Below are 24,672 nucleotides of genomic sequence, written 5' to 3' on the forward strand. Positions count from 1 at the left end.
GGACTCTTTTTTGCCGCTTCATCGTTAAAAATAAGCGCTTAGAATGACTAAACTTATTATTTTTAACATCGAATCGCCTAAAAAATAGTCGCTGTCAGTGCCATGGTCGAATGTTCAACACGCCCTAGTCTGTCCTCAATAAAAAAACCGATACCTGAGCTTTCAGATATCGGTTTTTATTATTACTGTTGGTTTTATCTTGCGCACTCACCGTTCAGCATCATCTATCTATATGACTTAAGCCGCGATGCAAGAAACAACCCTAGTCGGTACCAAGCTCAAGCAAGCTGGCATTACCACCAATCGCTGTGGTATTGATGGTTTTGACGCGCTCAGTGACAAACCGATGCAGATAGTCAGGCGTGAGCATCTCTGACATGCCGTCCATATCGGTCACACTAATGACTTGCGTCAAGATACCATCGGTGTTGGCCAGCTCTTGGCTGACGGCCTGCACTTCACTATTACTGCCTGCCACTGCGACCTGCGCGAGGCGATCGATGTATAACAGTGTGATGGTTTGTGAGTCGTTGGCGACGCTTAAGACATCATCGCTTACTCCTATCTCATAAAGCACTTTTGCCGCTTCATCGCACATCTCCGCCTGACTTGGGCAGTGTAGTATCACTTCGTTACCCGTCAGCAGGGCGGCGATTAGCTGACCAAGCACTGCCATCGTACGCGCTGACTCACTACCGATGACCATGGTTTTGCCACGAGCCGTCATGTACAGATCATTGGACTCTCCTGTCGCGCCTGTCATACGGTGTACTTCATCTAAGCTTGGCGCAGCGCTCAACAAATGGTTGAATAAGCGCTTGGCTTTATTGGCATCGCCCGTCAGCAAGGCTAACCGAGGAATGGCTGCTTGCAGATAAGTGGCGCGATTGACCGCGCCAAGTAATCGCCAAGACTCACAAACTTGGGCATGATTTTTTTTAAATTCAGTCGCCATCTTGCTACTCCTTATGCGATTGCTGATTGCGTGGATGTTGAAGGTTGATTATCGCTATCTAATTTCATCAGGCGCGCCACATAATGCGGGCCACCAGCTTTGGGGCCAGTACCTGAGAGGCCACAGCCACCAAATGGCTGGACGTTGACCACCGCGCCGATTTGGTTGCGGTTGATATAAGCGTTACCCACCAGCACGCGGCGCTCGATATGCTCGGCGGTGTTTTCGATACGGCTATGAATACCCAATGTCAGACCAAAGCCGGTGCTATTGATGGCATCGATCAGCTTGTTTAGATCGCGTGCTTGATAACGCAAAACGTGCAAGATAGGACCGAAGTGCTCACCGCCTATCACATCAATGCTTTTTACTTCTATCGCTGTCGGTAAGACAAAGGTCGATTTTTCTTGACTGACGACCGAGCTGACACTCATGGGCGTCTGTGCCAAGATCGTCGCGGTTGGCTCAGCACGCATACGCTCGATATGTGCTTCTAGGCCATTTTTTGCATCGGCATCGATTACCGGACCAACATCCGTGGCGGCGTACAGCGGATTGCCGACCGACAGCTCCGCCATATTGCCTTGCAGCAGCTCAATCAAATTATCAGCCATCTCTTCTTGTACACACAAGATACGGCATGCTGAGCAGCGCTGACCCGCTGAGCCAAAGGCAGATAGCACAGCGTCTTTGACCACTTGCTCAGGCAAGGCGGTTGAGTCGACGATCATCGCATTTTGTCCGCCTGTTTCGGCGATTAGTATTGGTAGCTCACCACTGCTTTGTGCATGACTGTTTAAGCTTTGGTTGATACGCTGGGCGGTCTGGGTAGAGCCTGTAAATATCACACCTGCGATATTGTCAGCGGCCGTCAATGCACCGCCTACCTCACCTGCGCCTATTACCAACTGCAACGCTTCTACCGGCACCCCTGCTTGATACATCAGTTGTGCACCAAAATGCGCAATCAGGCTGGTCTGCTCAGCAGGTTTAGCAACCACGGTATTGCCTGCGGCCAGCGCCGCCACGATTTGACCGGTATAGATGGCCAGCGGAAAGTTCCAAGGACTGATACAAACAAAAGTACCGCGCGCTTTATACACTTGACGTGCAGGCTTACCAGACAAGTCTGTAAACTCGTGCACCACCTCATCTAGGCGCTCTGCTTCATCCGCATAAAAACGGCAAAAATCGACCGCCTCTTTGATCTCATCGATACTGTCTTGCATGGTTTTGCCCGCTTCTACTTGGCACAGTGCCATGAGCTCAGCGTAGTTTTCTTCATACAAATCAGCAATCTTACGTAGTATGGCTGCGCGCTTGGCCGCTGACTGCGCTTGCCATGCTGCTTGTCCTGCCACGCCCGCTAGGGTCGCTTGTTGTGCCAGATCAGCATTGGCATAAACCACTTCACCAGCGATCACGTCGTGATTCCAAGGCGCGCGTACTATGTGCGCTTCAAGCTTATTGACTTGACCATCCACTTTATACTCATCAATCGCCGCGCCATTGATGATAGAAGTCGCTGACCATGTCTTGTGCAAGTGGCTATCAATCGCTGCTTTAAACGGTAGCCACTGCGACTCTACAAAGATATTGGGGCCAAAACTGGCGCGGCGCTCGCCATAGATATCTAATGGCAAGGGAATCTCTGGATTGTGCAATGTTGCGTTGGCCAGCAGCTTATCAAAAGGGTGCACGGTCAGCTTATCAATCGGATAAGACTTGTCTAGTAGCTGATGGACAAACGAGCTGTTGGCACCGTTTTCGAGCAAACGACGTACCAAGTATGGTAGCAAGTCTTTATGAGCACCGACTGGCGCATAGATACGCACCGGAATCTGATAGGCTTGCAAGATATGATCATAAAGCGCATCGCCCATGCCGTGTAGACGCTGAAACTCAAAGTCTCGATGCGCACTCATGGTCATGACTGATGCTAGCGTATGCGCATTGTGCGTCGCAAACTGCGGCCAAATCAGCCCGCGCAGATGATCTGATAACAAGAAGCGCGCGCACGCCAGATAGGCTGTGTCGGTGCCTTCTTTTCGTGTCCAGACAGGATAACCTGCCAGCCCTTTTTGCTGAGCCAATTTGATCTCCGTATCCCAGTACGCGCCTTTGACCAAACGTACTGGAATGCGATCACCCATTTCTGCCGCTAACTGCGCCAGCCATGCCAAAACCGCAATCGCTCGCTTTGAGTAGCCCTGCACCACCAACCCTAAGCCATCCCAGCCGGCTGTCAAATTGTCACGATACAAAGACTCAAACAGTTTTAGCGAAATCTCAAGGCGATCCGCTTCTTCGGCATCGATACTGATATCGACATTGACGGCGCGCGCCGCTTCGATCAGTAGCAAACAGCGCTGACGCAGCAGTCCCATAACTTGCGCTTCTTGCGTGGCCTCATAGCGCGGATGCAGCGCCGACAGCTTGATAGATACTGACGGTTTTGGCATACCCTCAGCCACTTTGATATCTGCGGTGGCTTTGATGGCGTGCAGATAATCATTAAAGTACTTTTCAGCATCTTTATGCGTGATGGCCGCCTCACCCAGCATATCAAATGAATAGGTATAGCCTTTATTGCGATACGGCTGACTGTTTTTATTGGCGCCCTCGATGGTCTCCCCCAATACAAACTGATGCCCCATGATGCGCATGGCTTTTTGCATGGCACTACGAATCACCGGCTCGCCCATCTTTTTGGTCATACGATCCAAAAACCCTGTGGCCGTGGTGCTGCTATCGATACTCACGACGCGGCCGGTCATCATCATGCCCCATGTCGAAGCATTGACCATAAAACCATTGTCATTTTTGATGTGTTTTTTCCAGTCAGCCACGCTCATCTTGTCATGGATCAAAGCATCAGCCGTATAATTGTCTGGTACGCGAATCAGGGCTTCAGCCAAGCTCATCAGCAAGATGCCTTCTTGGGTATCAAGGCTATACTCAAGCAATAATGAGTCCACCATTTTAACGGCTTTGCCATCATTGCGTACATGCTCGACCAGCTGGCGTGTTTGCTCAGCAGCGTCATCACGCTCTTTGTCGCTGGGCTTAGCAAGTGGCAACAGCTCTGACAACCAGCGCTCTTCATCCACACAATATAAAGGTGAGATACACGCGTATAGCGCTTTTGACGACTGGGTAATATACTCTGGCGCTAGCAGATCGACAGGCTTAAATAAAATTGGCTCTTGCGGGGTAAACTGGTCTACTGGGTTCATAACAACTCCATAACTATCGTTTAAAAACCATCATAAATGGGGCTTTAGGAAGTCTGATCGTCTTGTATCACCGCTAGTGACAGCGGTTAAATAAATAGCAATCACAATATATGCATGCAGCGATAATCAAAAGACCAAACGGCGCCATCACAAAACGAGAAAATCCAGCATAGGCTGGAAACGGTTAAGTAGGTCGTTCGAGTGTTAAACGGGCTACGTTAACAATACAAAGGCAACAACGAAAAGTTAAGCGGCATTAGTGCCTTCTTCTTGTTAGTAGTGAAAGGAGTGCGATGAGCAGGTTTTGCGATAGCGATATCAAACATCGACGTGTCAAATATGGCGAATCCCTGTCATCTAAGATAATGCAAATTCACTGTAAGAAAAACCTCTACGGCGTTGATTGAGGTGATGCGCTTAACGTCGCTATAATATCATGAAAAAAATTTTCCAACTAACGATATCGCGTATTTTTGACAATTAGTATCTTACTAAAAAACAATCAGTTACTAGTACATTTGCCATCATGACGCCTGAGTTATATTTTTGTGTTTACTATTGTGTGTTAATTGTTTTTTTAATCAAATACTTGGACGCGCCACTTGCTAAAACCTGCACCCTAAAAACCCTCTACTGCGCCCACATAAAAAAACCCTTTTTATCCATATCAGATAAAGAGGGTTTTTACGGATGACAACGCAATATTGAGCCGTTATATCAAGTGTATTTGTATCAAGCGTATTGATAACGCCAAATACTTATAGCAGCACCAGCTTGGCAAGCAAAATAGCCGTCAACACCCATACAGGGATGCTAATCTCTGAAAACTTACCCGTCATCAGCTTGACAGCAGTAAAGGTGATAAACCCAAGCGCGATACCATCAGCGATAGAGTACGTCAGCGGTGTGAGTAACAAGACTACCGCCACTGGTGCCGCTTCGGTTAAGTCTTCCCAGTTGATGTCTTTTAGTGTAAACAACATCAATACCGAGACATAAAAAATTGCGCCAGCAGTCGCATATGCAGGAATCATCCCAGCAAGGGGTGCAAAGAAAATACTCAGCACAAACATCACGCCCACGGTCACTGCCATCAGACCTGTACGGCCACCTGAGGCCACACCTGAGGCGCTCTCTATATAACTGGTCGTCGATGATGTACCTAGCATAGCGCCTGCGACCGTCGCTGTTGAGTCAGCAAGCAGCGCCTTGTCCATGTTAGGGATATTGCCGTCTTTATCGACCAGACCTGCCTTGTTGGCGATACCCACCAGACTGCCTGCAGTATCAAACAAATCGACAAACAAGAAAGCAAAAATCACACTGATCATACCGATATCAAAGGCACCTGCGATATCGAGTTTCATAAAGGTTGGTGCGACAGATGGCGGCGTCGACATGATGCCTGTAAACTGTGTATGCCCTGTAAACAAACTGATCAGAGTAATCGCCAAAATACCAATCGTCACCGCGCCTGGGACTTTTTTGTAGACCAAGCCGATAATAATAAAAAAGCCCAGCGCCGCCATCATCGGTGCAAACGCGGTCATATCGCCTAGCATCACTAGTGTCGCATCACGGCCAACGATGATGCCTGAGCTTTGTAAGGCAATAAAGGCCAAAAACGCACCAATACCCGCCACGATGCCTTGCTTGAGGCTGGCTGGAATGGCATTGATGATCCACTCGCGAATCTTAAATAGGCTTAAGAGAATGAATAAACAACCTGATAAGAAAACAGCGCCTAACGCGGTTTCCCACGCATAGCCCATCCCTAAAACGACGCCATAGGTAAAAAAGGCGTTTAAGCCCATACCAGGAGCCAATGCCACAGGCAATCGGGCATAGATACCCATGATAAAGCAGCCTAATGCCGCTGCCAAACAGGTAGCAACAAACACCGCCCCTTTGTCCATACCAGCTTCTGCCAATACGTTGGGGTTGACAAAGATGATATAAGCCATCGTCAAAAAGGTGGTTATACCAGCGAGGATTTCCGTTTTGACCGTGGTGTTTTCACCGTTGATCCCAAAATAGCGTTCAATTGCATTCATAAGTGTCGCGCCCAGCTTGCTAAGGTATGGCCTTATTTAAAATAAATATGACGTCAGCAAATAGATTGCGACGTCATTATCAAAAAGGCAGCGGTAACAAAGTGCAACATTTTAGAGAAATTGGCGTACAAATTCAATCATTACCCGTGCCTGATGGGTGCAAACAGCTGTTTTCGCTTTATTTATGACTGTTTTGTGGTTTAGGTCATGTGATAAGTCACCAAATCAATCGAAAATAACAACGTATCATTTTTACCGGTTTTATTTACCGTTTAACACTTTAATAAATGACCTTTTTTTCATTTCACAGTACACTACACTAGGACGTGCCCTACCAGTTGTTATTCATCACTCATGAGTCAAATACATGCCTGAATCATTAAACATTATCGACCTTATTACCGAAGCCAGTTTGCTGGTACAAATCGTCATGGCGTTGTTGTTATTGGGCTCGCTACTTAGCTGGGTGATTATTTTTCGTATGAGTGCACGGCTGGGTACTGCCAAAAACTTCGACCAACAATTTGAGACGTGGTTTTGGTCGGGTGAAGACTTGGCCAAGCTCTATCAAGGCGTACAAGGCTCCCCTGATCGGCAAGGGCTTGAGCAGATTTTTTATGTTGGGTTTTCTGAATATTTAAGAATGCATAAAAAACGCCAACCCAAAGACGACATCATCGATGGTGTGGAGCGCAAGCTACGTGTCGGATTGGGTCGTCAGCAGTTATTACTAGAGTCAGGACTGACCACGCTTGCCAGTATTGGCTCAGTGGCGCCTTATATTGGACTGTTTGGGACGGTTTGGGGCATTATGAATGCGTTTTTGGGGCTATCACAAACTGAACAAGCCACCCTCGCTGCGGTCGCTCCTGGCATTGCTGAAGCACTGATCGCCACTGCTATGGGTCTATTTGCTGCGATTCCTGCTGTACTGGCCTACAACCATTTCACCGCCAAGTCTGGCCGTCTGTATGAGTCGCGCGCGCTGTTTTGTGATGAAATGACTGGTATGCTCCAGCGTGAGACCAGCGCTGAGCGCAGCACAAACCGCGAAAACAACCCAAGCTCAGAGGCACCATCGAGTGCCAGTCAGGTGCAAGGACGCTAAGTATATGAGACAAAGCCCCTATCGCCGTGAAAAAAAACCCCTAAATGCAGAGATGAATGTCGTTCCTTATATCGACGTCATGCTGGTACTACTGGTGATATTTATGGTGACCGCGCCGCTGCTCATCACTGGTGTCGACGTGGATCTGCCCAAAGAGCAGACCAACACCATGAGCCAAAGTCAGCTACCAATCATTGTGTCTTTGACGGCGAGCGGCGAGCTATTTATCAGCTATGAAAACAACATTGACATGCCGATTAGTGAGCCTGAGCTGATCAATACGCTGTCCAATCTCCAAACACAAAACAGCAATACTGGCAAGCCACCGGTACAAGTGATGATCAATGCCGATCAAAACAATCAGTATGGCGCTATCATGACATTGATGGCCAGCCTACAACAAGCAGGGATCGAAAAAGTCGGACTACTCACTGGTGCGCCTTTACCGACCCCATCGCTGTGATCGTCTCGCTATTTGTGATAATACAGTGCCAAGCAATGATACAGCAAACCATAGCAAACAATCTGATATACCACGCTCATGAGTAATCACACCATGCATAATGCCCCTGTCGTTTATGTGCCCACCGAGCCTGAAGGCAACGGGCTCACCTTACCTGTGCTGCTGAGCTTGCTCGCACATGGGCTGGTGCTGGGCACCTTGATATACGCGTATCAACATACCGATGTAGAGACAGCAGGTAGTATCGAGACGGTCATGGTCTCGCCAGAGCAGCTCGCTGAGATGCAAGGACAGATATTGGCCAACCGAGCTGCCGCTGCAGAGGCCATGCAAACCGACAGTAGTACAAACGGCATATCCAGCACCTTGCCCCCTCAGACATTTGATAGCGGCTCTACCAGCCAAAGCACTGACCAACCGAATGCGCAGCGAGCACCTGTATTCACACGCTCCGACGATCCTGCGAGGGCATCAATTCTCATGAGTGAGACGCAGCATCAACGTCTGCTTGAGCAAAATCAAGAATATGAACGCCGTATGGCAGAGTGGGCAGCCAAGCTTGATGAAGCCATATTAGAAGAACACGAAGCAGTTGAACAAGATAAAAAAAAGCAGCTGATAGAGGAACAAAGACGGCTGGATGAGTTTCATCGGAAACAAAACAACCCACCCAAGATTACTCGTCCTACGCCTACCGGCCGAAACCTAAAAATTGATACTGGTGGTTCTGGTAGCGCAGGTAAAACCTTTGACTTATCAGAAGGTCAATCTACCCTCCTTGGTGACACGGTCACCACCAGCCCAAACAAAGGCAGTAGCCGAACAGCTGCCAGTGATAACCGCGGTGCTAGTAATAGTGAGATTATCAATTTAATCAGACGCCACTATAATCCGCCCCCCGCCGCAAAAGGCTCTACCCAGCACGCCACATTAATCATCACGGTCAATGCCAGCGGCAGCGTGGTCAATGTCACAGCATCGGGGCCAGACAGTGCGGTCAACGAGGCCGCCAAACAAGCTGTACTCGATCTCGATGGCAGCCTACCGATCGATACTGATGATCCCAGATATCCAACCTTTACCATACAGTTTAAAGGAAGCAACTAACACACAATTTAAGGCACATATTATTGATAACGTTACTTAAATAGCTTGTACCCTAGACGATACTCCCTTATTCTAATAATAAACTAAAACCTATAAAAAACGAGACTTACATTCCCTTAGGAGCCCAACTTACTCATGCTTATCCATAAAAAACTACTTGCCCCTTTATGCATTAGTGTCACCACGTTACTTGCTTCTGCCAGTGTGTTGGCAGCGCCTGTCGTTTTAGAGCTGAACTACGACATTCCGGTACAACAAAACCAAGTCGCGTTTGTACCCTTTGCAGGAGACTCGGTACTATCGCCGATTATTCTCAATGACTTGAGCAAAACAGAGCTAAAAGTCACTAGCAAAGACTTGCCGCAGCCGCCGCATAGTAGCAGCGAGCTGGCAGGCAGCTTGCCGGTCTGGCAAAGCATGGGTATTCCTTATCTGGTGGTGGGCAGCACTCGTAGCAATCGCGGTAAAGTCATCACAGAGTATGAGGTCATCGATGTCAAATCAGGTCGGGTACTACAAGGCAAGCAAAGCCTCAGCGCTGACAACAACAAAGACAGCATGCGCTATGCCGGTCACGTCATCGCTGATAAGGTGTATGAGCTAATTACCGGTACGCCAGGCGACTTCTCAGGACGCATCGCCTATATCGAAGAAGTAGGCACCGGCAAACAAAAAGTCTCACGCCTAAAAGTGATGGATGCCGATGGCGAAAACGCCAAGACCATCACCGAAGTAGCAGGCTCTATCTTCTCGCCTGCTTGGTCTCCTGATGGCAACCGTATCGCCTATGCTATCCAACGCGACCAGTCTTATCCAGTGATTTATATCCAAAACGTGAGTGGCGGCGGTGCCAGCGCACTTACTCCATTTAAAGGCAGCAATCTTAGCCCGTCGTTTTCGCCCGATGGTAGCAAGATACTGTTTTCTAGCAGCTTTGAAGGTAGCGCGCATATCTATGAGATGAGTACCAGTGGTGGCCAGCCCAAAAGACTGACCAACTGGCCAAGCAGCGAGGTACAGCCAAGCTACGCGCCAGATGGCAAATCGTTTGTGTTTGTCAGTGACCGTGCAGGCTTTAATAAGCCGCAGATTTATCGTTATGAGTTTGGCTCAGGGCGCACGACCAAAGTCTCAAACAGTAGCTACGCCACCAGTCCGCAGTTCAGTCATGATGGCACGCAGATCGCCTTTTTGAGTGGGCGAGCCGCAGCGGTGATGAATAGCAATGGCGCGGTGACAGCCAATTTAGGCAATACGGGCATCGATGAAGCGCCAAGCTTTTCGCCAAATGGTAAGCGTGTGGTATATGCCGCTACCCAAGGTGGCAAAGGAGTGCTAATCATCAAGTCCCTAAATGGCGGTGAGTCCTTTGGCAAGTCTGGTCAAGGCGTGATACGCTCGCCCGTTTGGTCAGCCAGCCCACAATAGACTCTCATATCATCAATCCGAGATAAAAACGATGCGGCGACTTTATCTTGGCGACCACAGCATCCACAAAAAACGCCTGATAGTTAATCAGGCGTTTTTGTATGCCAGCGAGCTACTCGCTTGGATCATGGCCTGGTGGATTGGCGTGTCTTAATTTGGCAACATCGGCGGCGGTCACCGTATCGGTAAACCCATTAAGATCGCTGACCACATATTGCGTGACAGCAGCCATTTGCTCATCGTCCATCATCATATGAAAAGACGGCATACCGCGAAAGCCATTAATCAAGATATCGATAATATAATATTTTGACTGCATCTTGCTGTTGTTCGCCAGCGGCGGATAATATCCTGCCCCGTACGCGCCTTGACCTTCGTGCATATGACAGCCTGCACAGGAGTCGTGGTATAGCTTTTTGCCATCGGTGGTGACAAAAGCATTGGTGCCCTCAAACTTTGCCTCCCATTTGCTAAGGCTGGCATCTTGCGCCATACTTGGCAACGAGCTGTCATCGACGACGTTGATCTGCGGGGCTTTTAGCTCGTCGCGACTCATATAGACACCGCCCCAACTGCCCGTATTACGGCTGGCTTGATAATCTGGAGCAAGGTCAGCTTCTTGTACACTGGCCACCGTCTCCACATCATCTGCTTGCTGGCTACAGCCCATTACCACCGCGCCACTCATCACACTCAGCAACATCACAGGCAGCATTTTTGATGTTGTATTCTCCCTGATTGTTTTTTTTACGATTGCATTGTCCATGATAGCCTCTGAATTTTATTGTTATCAATATTAACCAAGCATTTTTGCTTTTTTATGCAGGCGATTGGCGGCGTCTATGCCAGATAAAATAGCGCCTTCTTGCCATGCTGGGATATGAGAGCAATGCTCGCCAGTTAAGACGATACGATTGTCTATGCTGCACAGCGTATCGTAGTGCTGTTTGCGGCTAGATTCGCTCCAGATACCATAACAGCCCAAAGTCCACGGAATGCGATGCCAGACCACTGATGTCCCAGCACGAAACTCTTTGGGATACTGTGGGTGGATGTACTTACCATAAGCCAGTGCGACGTTGATGCGCTCCTGCGGCGTTAGGGTATTAAATTTATAAGAAGTAGCGCCAAAACCATACGCCCCTAATAAAACGCCTGTGCCGTCCTTAAACATATCCTCAGAGGGATAAGCGATTTGGGTAATTGGCATATTGGTATAGGTTAAGCCGCCATAGATCCACTCATCCTCTTCCCAAAAACGGCGCTTAAATTCTAGGCCGACTTTATAAGAAGTATCATAAGGCACTGCCGCCATCGCCTGCTTCATAGGCTTTGAGACATTGATATCAAGCTGGGTCAAAACAGTCAGAGGAATATTGCAGACACACCAGTCCGCCCGTACCGTCTTTACCGGCCCTTCTGGGTTATTGCTATCTACATAGCTGACCGTCACGCCCGTCTCATCTTGGTGAATCTTAGTGACCTTGGCATTAAATTCGATCATATCGCGGCACTCACGCGTAAAGGCATCGCCTATCTTACCCATGCCACCTACTGGCTGAAACATTGTGGGCTGATGCGCATACGTCATATGATTGCTATAAATATCAGACCACATGCCTGAGTCTAGTATCTCACTCATCGGTAATGGTTTTGAGGGTGTCTCTGTCGGCATAAGCCCGCCGCCTGGCAAGACGCTATAACCGCGGTGTTTGCTGGTGGCATTGCTCGCGCGATAACGATAGTCTTTGTCCAAAACGCCCCAGCCTTTTAAGCCCTCTAGTAGCTTTTCTTTATCTTCGGTATTGACTGAGCGATCCAGGCCGCCGACGTTGACCACCTTGGACATCAGCTCTGCGATATTGCCTTGAATATCGTTTTTGACATCCCCTAGGCGCTGAGGGACACCGCCGAAGTGATTGGTCCGATGCAAATAAGCTCGATCATTGGTTTGGATAAACGGCTGCATTTCTACGCCAAATTTTTTGCAGTAATGAAACACTGCATAATGATGGCTCGGTAATCGCCAAGGCCCACCATTAAAATAATTGCCTTCTTCAAAGTCGCACGTCACTTCCGCACCGCCAAGCTCGGTATATCTATCTCCGCTATTTAGTGTCCAGCTACGCCCGCCACCGCGGTTTTGAAACTCCAAAACCTTGACATTATAGCCTGCCTGACGTAGCTCATAAGCGGCCGTCAGACCACCCAAGCCTGCCCCAAGGACGATAATACTAGCGCCCGAAGGTGCCCCTTCAAGCTCCATGGACTCTTGAAATGTCGACTCAGAGGCAAACCCTAGTGTGGTCATCGCCTGATACATCGCCGTTGCTCCGGCTGTTTTACCGATCATGGAGAGCAATTGGCGCCGTGTTGGGGATTGGAGCATGTCTTTCATAATCATATCCTTAAAGTTGGTGCATGACGGTTCGCTTGTGGTTTTTTGCTCTGTGTGGCACCGCCAGTTTGAGTATTGATAGGCTATTTTCCTATAAAGCTATCAGCTTGGTAGCAGACTGATGGTTCTGCTATGCGATACTCAGCGTGTGCGCGGCCGTCTGCCCTATTATTATTTGTGATTGGTTTTGCTAAATAGTCTGGCGTTACTTAGTAGCATCCATGACAAAAGACAGCAAGGTTACGACTGGCGTCTTTTGCGCATGATGGCTCGTATTATGAAGATGATGAGCAAAATCGCTACGATGATGCCAATAATCGCCAGCAAACCTGCGTATTTTATTAAAAACGGCTGCTCATTCCCTGCTGACGCAATACGTTCGACATCAGCAGCACTGACGTCGCTGTCTGTCAGACCGCCGAAGTTTACGCGCACATAATTGGCGATACTGGCAATTTGTTCACTATCGAGCTGGTCGGCAAACCCAGGCATAATCGGTGAGGTATTGGTGCTGCCGACTACCCCATGCAAGATGATATTGACAAGCGCGTCAGGGTTGTCACGGCGAATACTGCTCAGACCGACGATAGGAGAATACTGAGCATCCGGTTGACCATAACCATTGACACCATGGCAGCTACCACATGTCGCTAAGTACAAAGACTCAGGCGAATTACTGCTATTGCCCGCATCTGCTTTGGCCTGAGCCAGATAGTCTTTTTGTGCCAAAAGATCATGAGTGATTGAGTCATTGATAGGGGTTGGCAAGCGTGCCACATCGACAGCTGATACTTTGTCATCTGTCTGCACCGCTGGGATGGCTTTTAGATAAGAGGCAATCGCGCTTAAATCTTCGTGTGTGAGGTACTGCGTACTATGAGCCACGGCCTCACCCATCGGGCCGCCAGCATACGCCCGCTGATCCAGCTCCCCTGTCCGTAGATAGGTGACGATATCCTGCTCACTCCAACTGCCGATACCGCTTGACTCGTCAGGGGTGATATTGGGTGCATACCAATGCCCGAGCTGGGCACCAGATAGGTATTTTTCTTTATCAAACCCCATGGTACTGTTACGCGGCGTATGACAAGTACCGCAATGCTCGAGATTATTGACCAAATACTCACCGCGCTGCTGCGTTGGGCTCAGGCCTTCACGGTTTTCGGTCGATGGCACGTTTAAGAAGTTCCAGCCCAGCATTAGGGCACGGATATTAAAGGGAAACGGCAAATCAGTCTTTTGTTTGGGCGCTTCATCGACAGCGGGCACCGTTTGTAAATACGCAAATAGTGCCTTGATATCTTCGTCCTTCATACCATGATAAGAGGGATATGGCATGGCAGGATAGAGCATATGCGTAGGAGCACGGCCTTTTTGCAAAGCATTTTTTAGGTCTTTTTCGGTATAATCACCGATGCCATAACGTTTTGAGGGGGTGATATTGGTAGAGTAAATATCACCCATGGGAGTCTCTATGGCGGTCCCGCCTGTATAGTCCTCGCCGTGACAGGCCATACAGTCAGCCGCCCGTGCGATATAAGCGCCGCGATTGACCAGCTCGCTATTGGCGGGGCTGACATTGGGCAAGCTGGCATTTGGTAGGGTGGCATCGGCAACGTTGCTGCCTTGCGCCATGACGGTACCAGAGGTCATACCGATGACGAGCATCGATAACATCATAGAAAATGGCTTCATAATATCCTCTTATAGCTGGCATCTAGTTTTAATGATTTGATATTTTTAATTCACTAAGATGTTTTCATTATTGTTATCTTTTAATATTGGCTTCCTGACGTATCTTAAAAATCCATTTTTCCAGCATATGACTTATCAAATAATTTTTGACCAGATAATACATCTGCGTTGACCATCACTTATTTGGCACTGTATATCCTCTTTAAAGTAGCAGATAACGCACTCATGGCCAGTATATTGCGCTTATTTATTATCTTTTACTGATTTTACTGATTAGCCTCTGCTCTAAATCAGCCTTATAAATGGTTACTCGATACTCTCTACTCCCTTACTAATGTAAAGCTATTTTTCTGCTATTGCTTGCGTAGTAACTTATTACCCCCATTTTTTTACAAAAGTTAAAAAACTACCTGAGCCGACTCGCTTATATTTTTAATAATATACAAAAGCATATTTTATAAAACAGTTTAGAAATATAGCAATCAAAAACAATGGCTTACCTTAAACATTCATTTTTATATTTTATTAAAACGCACCATAATCTTGTATAATACTAAAACGCTGGCGTTATTTTTTACTTTGGCCTGCCTTTACTGTACATAATAGATACATTGCTGGATGCTGTATCGCCTATTAGACCTGTCATACAGTAATATCGCTTACTTATATTTTTCTATGTTTATATGATTTGCGCCGACTTTTTTGTGGTTGGCAGGGCCCTTTTTGAGATTTTATTATGAAGTCACTATTTGCTTTATTGAGCACGATGATGCTGCTATCAGGCTGCCAGTCGTTTCAGTTTGTCGAAAGTCCTATTCCTGTCACCTCTGTGCCTACCACTCTGCACGCTCACGTTCATGAGGCCAAATAAAAACCTCTATAGTCGATTGGATATAAAACCAAAAAAAGCAGACAACATTGGCTGTCTGCTTTTTGGATACTATAGTCAGTTCGAAATAAAGTCGATACGCTCATATGCACGTGCAACTGGTACAATTTTTACTTGCTTGCTGTGTCTACGCTGACAGATGCGGCGCAAAATTCATACCAGCTGCACTGTATCGGTTTTAAAGTAAATTAACTATATTTAAGTTAAGAGAGAATAATCACTGATGCTCAAACCATCCTCAAACCGACATAATCAGCTTAAAACAACATTGTTAGAAATGTAGGATGCGCCGCCTCTGTGGGAGCAGCACGTACATAAAACTTATACCAGTAGCGCCCTGTCACCTTTAGAATAAATCGACTATATGAAATAAACGGCCATATGATATGGCAAAGCTGATACTAGGGTCTACTATCGGCTGGCTGATGTTTGATAATGGTCTTAGCCAAATGATTGCCAAACCAAATCGCGGTATCGATATCGCCAGGTCCTGGCGTCGTTTCAGGCGGCCCATCAAGCGACTGGGTCATCAAGCCCAAAAAGCTCGACAAACGGTTGAGGTCTGTCGCTTCGTGCCCCGTTGGCATTAGCGGCAAGCCAATCCAGTTCATACCATGCTGCATCGCATACAAGGATATCTGCTGTAAGACTGCGAGCTTATCCCCGCTTAAACCACCTGAATTGGCAAAAGCGGCAGCCCATTTGCCCTCCCATTTTCGGTGGTACCAGCGCTTTGAGGTCTCGTCCATAAAAGTTTTGAACTCAGCGGTGACACTGCCCATATAGACTGCACTGCCAAATACCAACAAATCTGCCTGATCGACAAACGCCCAATCGATGTCGTGTATATCAATCGCGCGTGCCTGATCGGCGGGCAACTGAGTACGCGCACCTTGTACGATCGCTTCTGCGACGCGCTTGGTATGACCATAGTTACTATGATAAATAACCGCCATCGTTACGTTAGGCGGGCTTTGGAGAGCGGCAGCTGACGCAGAGGCTTCGGTTGATGTGTTCATACAAACTCTATAATGATAAATAAAAATAAAAAAAACGAAAATAAATAAAGGCCAAATCAGTGACCAATCAAACGACGTATCGTCTATGACATCTCGCCGCCCGTATGGCTCACAGCGCCACGCACGATAATCAGTGCCATCCGCCCAGTCGCAGGCTGCTGCAAGTGGGTTTGCCGACGATAGGAATAATAGTGCGAGTCGGCATAGCTGCAGCTAATCGGCGCTTTGTTTGCTAGGTTCACGCCCGCATGGCTGAGCTGGTCGGCGGCTATCTTAGGCAAATCTAGTGTGATCTTATCTTTACAGGCAGCAGAATCGGTGGTTTGATGCGCCGCTGACGTGGCCACATACAACTGATCAAAACGCTCCGTACCGCTTAGGGTATGCGCAGGTAATGCCTGACTGTCTCGGCATCCTGCCAGTAGCTTGTCTCGCACGCGGCTGTCTACTTCGTAGTTGGCTTGGCTGATACACACCCCTATCCACGCCTGAATTTCTCCTGCCTGCGTAAAGCGCTGCACCGCCGCTGGAATGACACCGCCCGCCAGCCCTTGCCAACCAGCATGAATCGCGGCAATCTGACCACTGGCAGGTTGGTACAGTACCACAGGCACACAGTCAGCGGTCATGATAGCCAGCCCTAACCCTGCTTGTTGACTGACCATGGCGTCCGCTGCCGCGGGCTGCATACTTAGCGGACAAGCATCGACATCATAAACATGCTTGCCATGAACCTGATCGACCCAATGCAAACGCTTAATATAGCGGCCTTGAGCGCGGTCAGTCACTAAAGCGTCAACTGGCCTGAGCTGCTCGTTGATGGCCGCCAATACGCGCATGCGGTTGCCTAGTACCCTAACTGCATGATCATTGACATGCAGGCCTAAATTCAGCGCACCGTAGTTTGCCTGAGCGGTTGATTGCTGGCTTTGATATAAATCACTACTAATATCTGTATCTGTCTCAAGACAAGCGGCCGTTTGAAAGACCACCACATCATCAATGTGTGCCAGCACTGTCATTGGCAGGTTTTTTGTCATAGCAGCTTCCTGTCTCTTAGCACGAGTTAACGATAGCTCGCGTTAACAATAGTATGACGGTTACTCGTCATCGTAACCATCACTTAATACCGAAATAAGCGTTTGCATGTCTTCTGGCAGCGGTGTGGTGACTTCGATATCCTCGCCTGTGGTCGGATGGACAAACCCTAACGCATAGGCGTGCAACGCCTGACGCGGAAAGCTGCTAATCGCTTGACGCTGGGCATCGCTTAAACCTGCGCGTAATTGACGACGCCCGCCATAGACACGGTCACCAACTATCGGATAAGTAATATGGCTCAAATGCACACGTATTTGGTGAGTACGACCCGTCTCCAAACCGACGTCTAATAGACAGTAGTTTTCATTCAGCGGGGTCACCTCTAACAAATGAGTGACCGCCTCACGCCCTGCTGTCATCACAGTCATTTTTGTACGCTGATTACGGTGGCGACCAATTGGCGCATCGATACGGCGATGACGTAGCAGGCTTGCCGCATCTCCTGCGACTACGCACTGATAATGACGATAGACAGACTTGTCTTTTAACTGTTCCATCAAGGCCATTTGGGCGGGTTTGGTTTTTCCTATCAGTAGTAGCCCTGAGGTGTCTTTATCGATACGGTGCACCAGACCTGCACGCGGCAGATGGTGCTGCTGCGGATAATGATACAGTAACGCATTGACCAAGGTGCCCGTCTGATTGCCCGCGCCAGGATGGACGACCATACCGACAGGCTTGTCAATCACCAGCACATCATCGTCTTCGTAGACGACATCGATGGCGATATTCTCTGGTTGATCTTCGCTGTGCTGCTGCAAAGTCGTGGACAGATGCAGCACATCTTCAGCTTTGACACGTACTTTGGGTTTTTGGACTTGACCATTGTGTAGCAGGCTACCATCACTGATCCAGCCTTGTAATTGCACTCGCGAAAAATCCGTAAAGACTTGCGAAGCCAGCTTATCAATACGCAGACCAGCCTCGTCTTCTGTGACAGTATGGATCACATTCACCACGGCTTGGTCAGCGGCTGGCGCATCATCATCCTCACTATCTTCAATGACATCACCATCGTCACCATCGTCGCTGTCATCGCCCTCTTCATACGCAAGTATCTCGCTATCTTCGGGCGCGGCCTCCTCTGCTGCTACACTATCATGTAGCGGCTCATTGAGTGTCATCTGCGTGTCATCAGTTGGCTTACTATCATTCAAAACATCATTTGGCATCGGGTTTGGTGACTCTTGCGCTATTGAATCAGTCATGAGCGAGTGATTCGATATTGGATGGGTGGAAGGGTTTGTCATAGCATCATTATTCATCATATGTTCATACCGCTGACATGGGCCAATAAGTCGATTTTGTCAGGCGGTCTTTATCTGCTCTCTTTGTTTACTGTGGACATACTTTGGCTCAGACATCCTGTTGACTTCCTCCCCTCCCTAAAGTGAGGGAATTCCTACTAAAGACGGCCAAGCCCGACCGCGAGAATGTTTTTTGCTCCATTAACATCTCTGTTATGGGTCGTTTTACAAGAACGACAAAACCATACTCTTATACCAAGACCTGTTCTACCTTTTGGACTGTCTTGGCGGGAGCCGCAACACGAGCAGGTTTGGGTGCTGTACGCTTCATTGACTTCGATATAGTGGCAACCTGCGTTCGCGCATTTATAATCCAGTTGCCGTTTAATCTCAAACCAACCCGCATCATAGACGGATTTGGCCAGTTTGGATGAAGTGAATGATGTTGATTTGATTTTACCAACAACGATTAAGCTGTTGGCCTTAACAAGCTTTGATGTGAATTTATGGATCAAATCTTGACGGGTGTTTTTAATCTTGGCGTGTATCGCACGGACTCGCTTTTTATTCTTAGCTCTTTGAGCAATGGCCAGTTTTTCTGCGTATTGATGGGTCAGCTTAGTGGTTAGAACATCACCATCACTACTGACTGCTGAATCCTGACAGCCTAAATCAATACCGACTTGGCCAGTACCGCACTTAGTCTTTGGAAATTCTTTGACGGTGATACAGGCGTACCAGTGACCACGTGCGTCTTGCACCAACTCACAAGTGTTGATGCTGTAGAGGGCTAGGTTATAGCTATCCCACAGATCAATGATTAGTTTTTTACCCTTAGCAAGGCTTAGCTGAATGGTAGATTTGAGGCTTTTCTTGCCTGACTGACGAGTTGATAGGTGTTTTACGGCTGTCTTTTTAAAAGGAATCCAGCCCAAGCTTCTTCTCTTGGCCTTTGGGTTGTTGGTGCGCCAGTTGAGTTTGGCTTTTTTAAACTGTTTTCGGCTTTTGGAGTGAACCTCACTAATCGATTGCAAGGTTTGGCTATGCAAGTTTAAATATTCGCCACTGCCTTTGGTATAAGCGGCCAAGTCATAGGCTGAAAAAAATTGACCTGTGCGCTTAAGATGTTTAAAACTTAGCTCATTGACGTAATTCCAGACAAAATTAACTGCACCAGCTAAGATATTGAGCTGAGTGGCATGTTTGTCTTTGATGCGTAGTTTGAGCGTTTTCATGGAATAATTATGATCTTAATGCAATTGGTTATCAAGGTGTTCGCCATACTGGACGACAATGGCTGACGCCTGATATCTACGCCCTAGAAGGATGTGGTTTTACGGCATTGGATGATAAAACCCTATATTAACTGCTTGTTACAGGCTATCATTCGTTCAAAATAATATGTCATTTTTAAAGTGTATCGACTATCTCCAAAGCACTGCCCTCACAAAAAAAAGCAAAAACAATATCATCATAGTGTATCATGCTCAGCGCCTAAGCCCTATAGATGCAGTACAGTATCTGTCAGATTTTGCGCCTCATAGGTCAGTCAGTAATATCGCTTAACTCTCTGAAATATAACATGGCTGTAATTTACTGTATATTTGTCATCGTCAGGGGCATTGCTTATCGCTCGCTAAGGCCGCTCATGCTAAACTGCAAAAATCATCGAGGGTCTGCTATATTGTCAGTGTCAAGCAGGCGCAGCACAAGCACGCAGCCGCCAAAATATGGCATGTATGGTGATGGGCATAAAGATAAACCATAGACGAAGCACAAGTTATTATATAAAGTAAGCCATATTTTGCTGTATGCTATGGGGCTGTCTTTTGATATTGGCATGCTCAATAACAGACCATGAGCCGGTGCCTAAGCATCGTTTTTTATTATTAACCTTTTATATAGCATGGTAGCGCCGCTACTATTATGCGTCCTGTGTCGGAGAAAAAGTATGCAAGCTGTTGGCAATACGTTTATCAAACTGTCCTCAATCACCCTACTGGCGCTGAGCGTAAACCTTGTGGGCTGTCAGACCTTTAAAAATCTGACTGGCGGCAAAGACGTCGACGCGGTAGAAACGGCAGAGAAATCCGAGCAAGCTTACTATAACGATGCGATTACTCAGATTGATAAAGGACGCTATACCCAAGCGATCGAAGATTTGACCAATTTGCGCACTTTTTATCCCACCGGTCAGTATGCAGAGCAAGCGCTGCTCGACATGATGTATGCCCAATACGAAAGCGGCAAATATGAAATGGCGGCGGCCAGTGCTGAACAGTTTATTCGTCTATATCCTTCTAACCCACAGGTCAGTTACGCTTACTATGTGCGCGGCGTTGCCAATATGCAAGGCTCATCTGAGGGTCTTAAACTGTTTAAGCTCAATCAAGCCGAACGTGATACAGCCTACTTCCGTCTGGCCTTTGCCAATTTTCAAGAGCTTATCAACAAATACCCAAACAGCCCATATACGCCAGATGCTGCGCAGCGCATGACGTTTATTTATAATCAATTTGCCGAAAGTGAGATGAGTGCAGCCAGATGGTATATCGAGCGCGAAGCCTATGTGGCAGCAGCCAACCGTGCCAAATGGGTGTTTCAATATTACCCACTCAGCGAATCTATCCCAGAAGCCATCGCTGTCCTTGCTTATAGCTATGACAAGCTTGGCATGACGGACTTGGCAAATGAATATAAGACGCTGTTGCAGATCAACTACCCCACGTGGCTGACCCGTGATGGCCGCGTGAAGCTAAGTACCAAACGCGACCGTAGCTGGTTTAATAAGCTTACCTTTGGTCAGCTTGGACGCTCAGGCATGAAAGACACCTCGGTGGCGACAGGTGAGTACAATGGCGCAACCAAAACCCAAATAGTGCGCAATGCTCAGCAGCTCAGATTGCCCGCGAACAACACAGCAAATACCAATACAGCGCCAAGCAGCGCATCGACTAACAGCGCGCCTACCCGTAATCGCGGTATCAATATAGGTCTGGGCTTGCCTGAAGCTGAAACGGAGCGCGTGACCGATCAAGCCAGTACAAGCTCTACCGCCAGAGAAGCAAACGTCGATCCGCAAAACACCAATCCGGTACGCCGTACGACACCCGTAGAATAGGCGGTTTTTTAGCCCACAGTTTCTGACATCATAAAATAAGGTCAACACATTGTTGGCCTTATTTTTCTGTTTTTGTATGATAGCCAGACGCGCATAAACGCATATAGACACATATATCCATCAAAACCACTTACTTATGGTAAACTGTTTTTTGTATGAGCATCCCTAACCATATCCTTGAGCAACTAAACAGCCAAGCTGACTTGATCAGTATCATTGGTCGTCATACCACGCTCAAACGTGCAGGTAATGAGTATAAAGGCTGCTGCCCCTTTCATGGCGAAAAATCGCCATCGTTTTATGTCAATCCACAAAAAAACATTTATCACTGCTTTGGTTGCGGGGTCGGCGGCAATGCCATCAGTTTTTTGCGTGATTATGAAAGCCTTACCTTTATTGAGGCGGTCAATGAGCTATCCAAACAAACGGGCATTGAAGTCCCGCAAGAAGAACAGCGAAATGTGAGCTATCAGCGCATCAAGCAGCCGCCTACTACGAAATCAGCGGCGCGGCCAATTAGCAAGTCACAAGCTGATAGTCCCTCATCACCACATAGGTCTTTTGATAATCAAGAGCAAACAAATCATACCCACTATGCCGAACAGCCGGCCCACGATAGCCATGGCTATGACGATTACCCACCCTTAGCCGCCTATGACTTGGCCCCTTATGCAGCAGATGACTGTGGCTCAGACTACCCAAACGACGCCAGCTACCCGCCCGCTTGGCTAAGCGACTCAGATAGTGCTATGGGTTTTGATAGTGTCAACAGTATCAATGAAGGGGCGCTTGATCAAGAAGGCAACTTGTACGATCTGCTCGAACAAATCCAGCAGTTTTATCAGCACAATCTGACCACGCATCCGCATGCCAAGCACTATTTTTTGTCACGCGGTATCACAGAGGATACATTTGAGACCTTTGGTCTTGGCTACGCGCCCTTTGGCTGGCAGCACCTTGAGCATCAGTTTCCGCAGGATATCGAAGGCCTAAAAGCCCTAGGACTGGTGCGGCAATCTGAGTCTGGCCGCGACTACGACTTACTACGTGATCGGGTGATTTTTCCAATTCGAGACAACCAAGGGCGCACCATCGGCTTTGGCGGTCGAGCGCTCGATGACGAGGTGAAACCCAAATACATCAACTCATCAGACTCGCCTGTATTCCATAAGCAGCATGTGCTGTATGGTTATTATGAGTCTCGCCAGCAGCGCGCCGACAGCTGGCTGGTGGTCGAAGGCTATATGGATGTCATCGCTCTCTACCAAGCGGGCATCTATGGCGCGGTGGCGTCCATGGGCACCGCCATTAATGAAAGCCAGATATCACGCCTATTGACGCTCAACCCGACCCTCACCCTGAGCTTCGATGGCGATAGCGCAGGGCAAAAAGCGGCTTGGCGCACCCTTGAGGTGGCACTGCCGGTACTCAGTGACGACAAAGAGCTGCGCTTTTTGACCCTACCCAATGGCCATGATCCTGATACCTTTATCAAGGCTCAGGGCAGCGATGCCATGCGCGAGCAAATCGTAAACGCCATGCCATTGTCGCAGTATATTTTTGCCTATCTTAGTGAGCGCCACGATTTATCCTTGGCAGAAGGCAAAGCCAAGCTGATGTCGCAAGTGCGCTCATTGACCGCGGCACTGCCCAAAGGCAGTAGCTTTCGTTACTTGCTAAACAACGATATTTACCAAAAGCTTGGCGGCAGACGCAACCAAAACAAAGACGCCAAAGATGCGATGCTAGATTTTGATGGTGAGATGACCATCAGCCAGCAGTTGCAGCTGTGTTTTTTGTTTCAGCCGCGGGCGTTGCTCGATGACCCAATAGAGTCGATTTGGCGGCAGGCAGGTATTCATGATTTGCAGCTACCTGCCCATATCAGACAAAAAACCTCAGCCGATACCTTGCGGCCTTTGGCGTGGCAAGACTTGCAAGATAACGAATTGCTGGATATCGTCAGCACCATCACGCGCTGCTTAAAGTACTTGCCTGCAGATGTAAACGCGGCTGCTCATTTTGTCATGTCCAATGTCCAGCCCGGCACGCAAGAAAACCTAAGCCGTAGCTGGAGCGGTTTTTATCGCGCCTTGACGGCGCGCAATATCTTAAGCCTCGATGGTCTCATTGAAGAGCTGGTCAGCCAGCTACTTGAGCGCAGCATGAAGAAAAAAATACAAGATTTGATAAAAAACCCTGACCATATCAAGCTGGCGATTGTCCGTAAGCAGACCCAACTGCTAAATGACTGGCTACGCGCGCAGCAAGCCGAGCAGTCAGCACAGATGACCACGGTCTAGGGTCGATTGATGTATGGGGGATGACAGTTTTGAAAATGTTATTTTTAAAAATAATGCCTTTAAAAATGCCTTTTTAAAATAATAATTAGACCTGCTAAAAACCGCTGGTTGTTATTAAAAAAGCACATCCCCTTTAAAAGTATGGCCGTCGCCCCCACTACTAGTGATTATGCCAAATAGCCTGCGCACGACTTGATAAGCGGCTAAATAAAAAGACCGCAAATAATCAGTAAAAAACCATTGGTCACCATCACTACCTCGTGCTTGATGACTGCGGTCTGTGGTAAACTGTAGCGCTGCGTATTGACAGCCTTGTTTGCTCTCTGCTGATTGGCAGATGTCTTTAGATAGATTTTAGGGCGTGTCCTCATTTTTTAGCCCATTTGTGTGACTATCGACTGAATTGAGGGTATGTCCTAATACCGATATTGCGTCTTGTTTTAGTACTTGATGTTTTTTAAGTTTTTAGCTGTTTTTAGCAAAATTATTGTAGTGTTTTGAGCCTTTATTCATATCCACTCATTTTTGATATTATTGACAACCTCTAC

The 24,672-nt window shown here is 47.8% G+C and carries 17 protein-coding genes; 7 read left to right on the forward strand and 10 right to left on the reverse strand.

Annotated elements, in window-relative coordinates:
- Positions 1-262: 262 nt before the first annotated feature.
- From JMX98_RS07165 to JMX98_RS07175, 3 genes are all read right to left on the reverse strand, one after another.
- Positions 263-955 carry a 1-pyrroline-5-carboxylate dehydrogenase gene (locus tag JMX98_RS07165; protein ID WP_201585564.1) on the reverse strand — a complete coding sequence of 231 codons (693 nt, stop codon included), beginning with the start codon at positions 953-955 and terminating at the stop codon, positions 263-265.
- Between the two features lie 11 nt (positions 956-966).
- On the reverse strand, positions 967-4,191 hold the full coding sequence (gene putA / locus JMX98_RS07170; protein ID WP_201585566.1) for a bifunctional proline dehydrogenase/L-glutamate gamma-semialdehyde dehydrogenase PutA: 3,225 nt from the start codon (positions 4,189-4,191) through the stop codon (positions 967-969).
- A 758-nt stretch (positions 4,192-4,949) separates the two neighbouring features.
- Positions 4,950-6,245, reverse strand: coding sequence for an NCS2 family permease (locus JMX98_RS07175; RefSeq protein ID WP_201585568.1), 1,296 nt, complete (start codon positions 6,243-6,245; stop codon positions 4,950-4,952).
- Between the two features lie 367 nt (positions 6,246-6,612).
- Between JMX98_RS07175 and tolQ the strand changes: the two genes are divergently transcribed.
- The 4 genes from tolQ (at position 6,613) to JMX98_RS07195 (ending at position 10,351) form a co-directional block, all read left to right on the forward strand.
- Positions 6,613-7,353: a protein TolQ gene (gene tolQ / locus JMX98_RS07180; RefSeq protein ID WP_201585570.1), complete on the forward strand. Its 741-nt coding sequence runs from the start codon at positions 6,613-6,615 to the stop codon at positions 7,351-7,353.
- Positions 7,354-7,357: 4 nt separating this feature from the next.
- Complete coding sequence (tolR, locus tag JMX98_RS07185) at positions 7,358-7,816, forward strand: protein TolR (protein WP_192994077.1); 459 nt, start codon at positions 7,358-7,360, stop codon at positions 7,814-7,816.
- 93 nt (positions 7,817-7,909) lie between these two features.
- Positions 7,910-8,923: a cell envelope integrity protein TolA gene (locus JMX98_RS07190; protein WP_201585628.1), complete on the forward strand. Its 1,014-nt coding sequence runs from the start codon at positions 7,910-7,912 to the stop codon at positions 8,921-8,923.
- Between the two features lie 135 nt (positions 8,924-9,058).
- The gene (locus JMX98_RS07195) at positions 9,059-10,351 is read left to right on the forward strand and encodes a PD40 domain-containing protein (protein WP_201585572.1); all 1,293 of its coding nucleotides are present in this window, start codon (positions 9,059-9,061) and stop codon (positions 10,349-10,351) included.
- A gap of 112 nt (positions 10,352-10,463) precedes the next feature.
- On the opposite strand, the gene JMX98_RS07200 is transcribed toward JMX98_RS07195, so the two are convergent.
- The 3 genes from JMX98_RS07200 to JMX98_RS07210 all read right to left on the reverse strand — a co-directional run bounded on the left by JMX98_RS07200 (position 10,464) and on the right by JMX98_RS07210 (position 14,444).
- Complete coding sequence (locus JMX98_RS07200; protein WP_198336080.1) at positions 10,464-11,117, reverse strand: c-type cytochrome; 654 nt, start codon at positions 11,115-11,117, stop codon at positions 10,464-10,466.
- A gap of 30 nt (positions 11,118-11,147) precedes the next feature.
- Entirely contained in the window at positions 11,148-12,749 is a 1,602-nt protein-coding gene (locus JMX98_RS07205; protein ID WP_201585573.1) for a flavin monoamine oxidase family protein, read from the reverse strand.
- 240 nt (positions 12,750-12,989) lie between these two features.
- The gene (locus JMX98_RS07210; RefSeq protein ID WP_201585574.1) at positions 12,990-14,444 is read right to left on the reverse strand and encodes a cytochrome c; all 1,455 of its coding nucleotides are present in this window, start codon (positions 14,442-14,444) and stop codon (positions 12,990-12,992) included.
- Positions 14,445-15,180: 736 nt separating this feature from the next.
- On the opposite strand from JMX98_RS07210, the gene JMX98_RS14225 reads away from it, so the two are divergent.
- Entirely contained in the window at positions 15,181-15,315 is a 135-nt protein-coding gene (locus JMX98_RS14225) for a hypothetical protein (RefSeq protein ID WP_265089355.1), read from the forward strand.
- Positions 15,316-15,734: 419 nt separating this feature from the next.
- Here JMX98_RS14225 and JMX98_RS07215 read toward each other — a convergent pair whose 3' ends face one another.
- The 4 genes from JMX98_RS07215 to JMX98_RS07230 form a co-directional block, all read right to left on the reverse strand.
- Entirely contained in the window at positions 15,735-16,352 is a 618-nt protein-coding gene (locus tag JMX98_RS07215) for a flavodoxin family protein (protein ID WP_201585575.1), read from the reverse strand.
- Positions 16,353-16,435: 83 nt separating this feature from the next.
- Positions 16,436-17,392 carry a polyphenol oxidase family protein gene (locus tag JMX98_RS07220; RefSeq protein WP_201585576.1) on the reverse strand — a complete coding sequence of 319 codons (957 nt, stop codon included), beginning with the start codon at positions 17,390-17,392 and terminating at the stop codon, positions 16,436-16,438.
- 60 nt (positions 17,393-17,452) lie between these two features.
- Positions 17,453-18,661 (reverse strand): RluA family pseudouridine synthase, encoded by a 1,209-nt coding sequence (locus JMX98_RS07225; RefSeq protein WP_227680076.1) that lies wholly within the window; start codon positions 18,659-18,661, stop codon positions 17,453-17,455.
- A gap of 197 nt (positions 18,662-18,858) precedes the next feature.
- Positions 18,859-19,935 (reverse strand): RNA-guided endonuclease InsQ/TnpB family protein, encoded by a 1,077-nt coding sequence (locus tag JMX98_RS07230; protein WP_201585577.1) that lies wholly within the window; start codon positions 19,933-19,935, stop codon positions 18,859-18,861.
- A gap of 716 nt (positions 19,936-20,651) precedes the next feature.
- On the opposite strand from JMX98_RS07230, the gene JMX98_RS07235 reads away from it, so the two are divergent.
- Both JMX98_RS07235 and JMX98_RS07240 read left to right on the forward strand, forming a co-directional pair.
- Entirely contained in the window at positions 20,652-21,821 is a 1,170-nt protein-coding gene (locus JMX98_RS07235; protein WP_201585578.1) for an outer membrane protein assembly factor BamD, read from the forward strand.
- 155 nt (positions 21,822-21,976) lie between these two features.
- The gene (locus tag JMX98_RS07240; protein WP_201585580.1) at positions 21,977-24,124 is read left to right on the forward strand and encodes a DNA primase; all 2,148 of its coding nucleotides are present in this window, start codon (positions 21,977-21,979) and stop codon (positions 24,122-24,124) included.
- Positions 24,125-24,672: the final 548 nt, after the last annotated feature.

Source organism: Psychrobacter sp. HII-4, from assembly GCF_904846595.1.
In the GTDB taxonomy this organism is placed as follows: Bacteria; Pseudomonadota; Gammaproteobacteria; order Pseudomonadales; family Moraxellaceae; genus Psychrobacter; species Psychrobacter celer.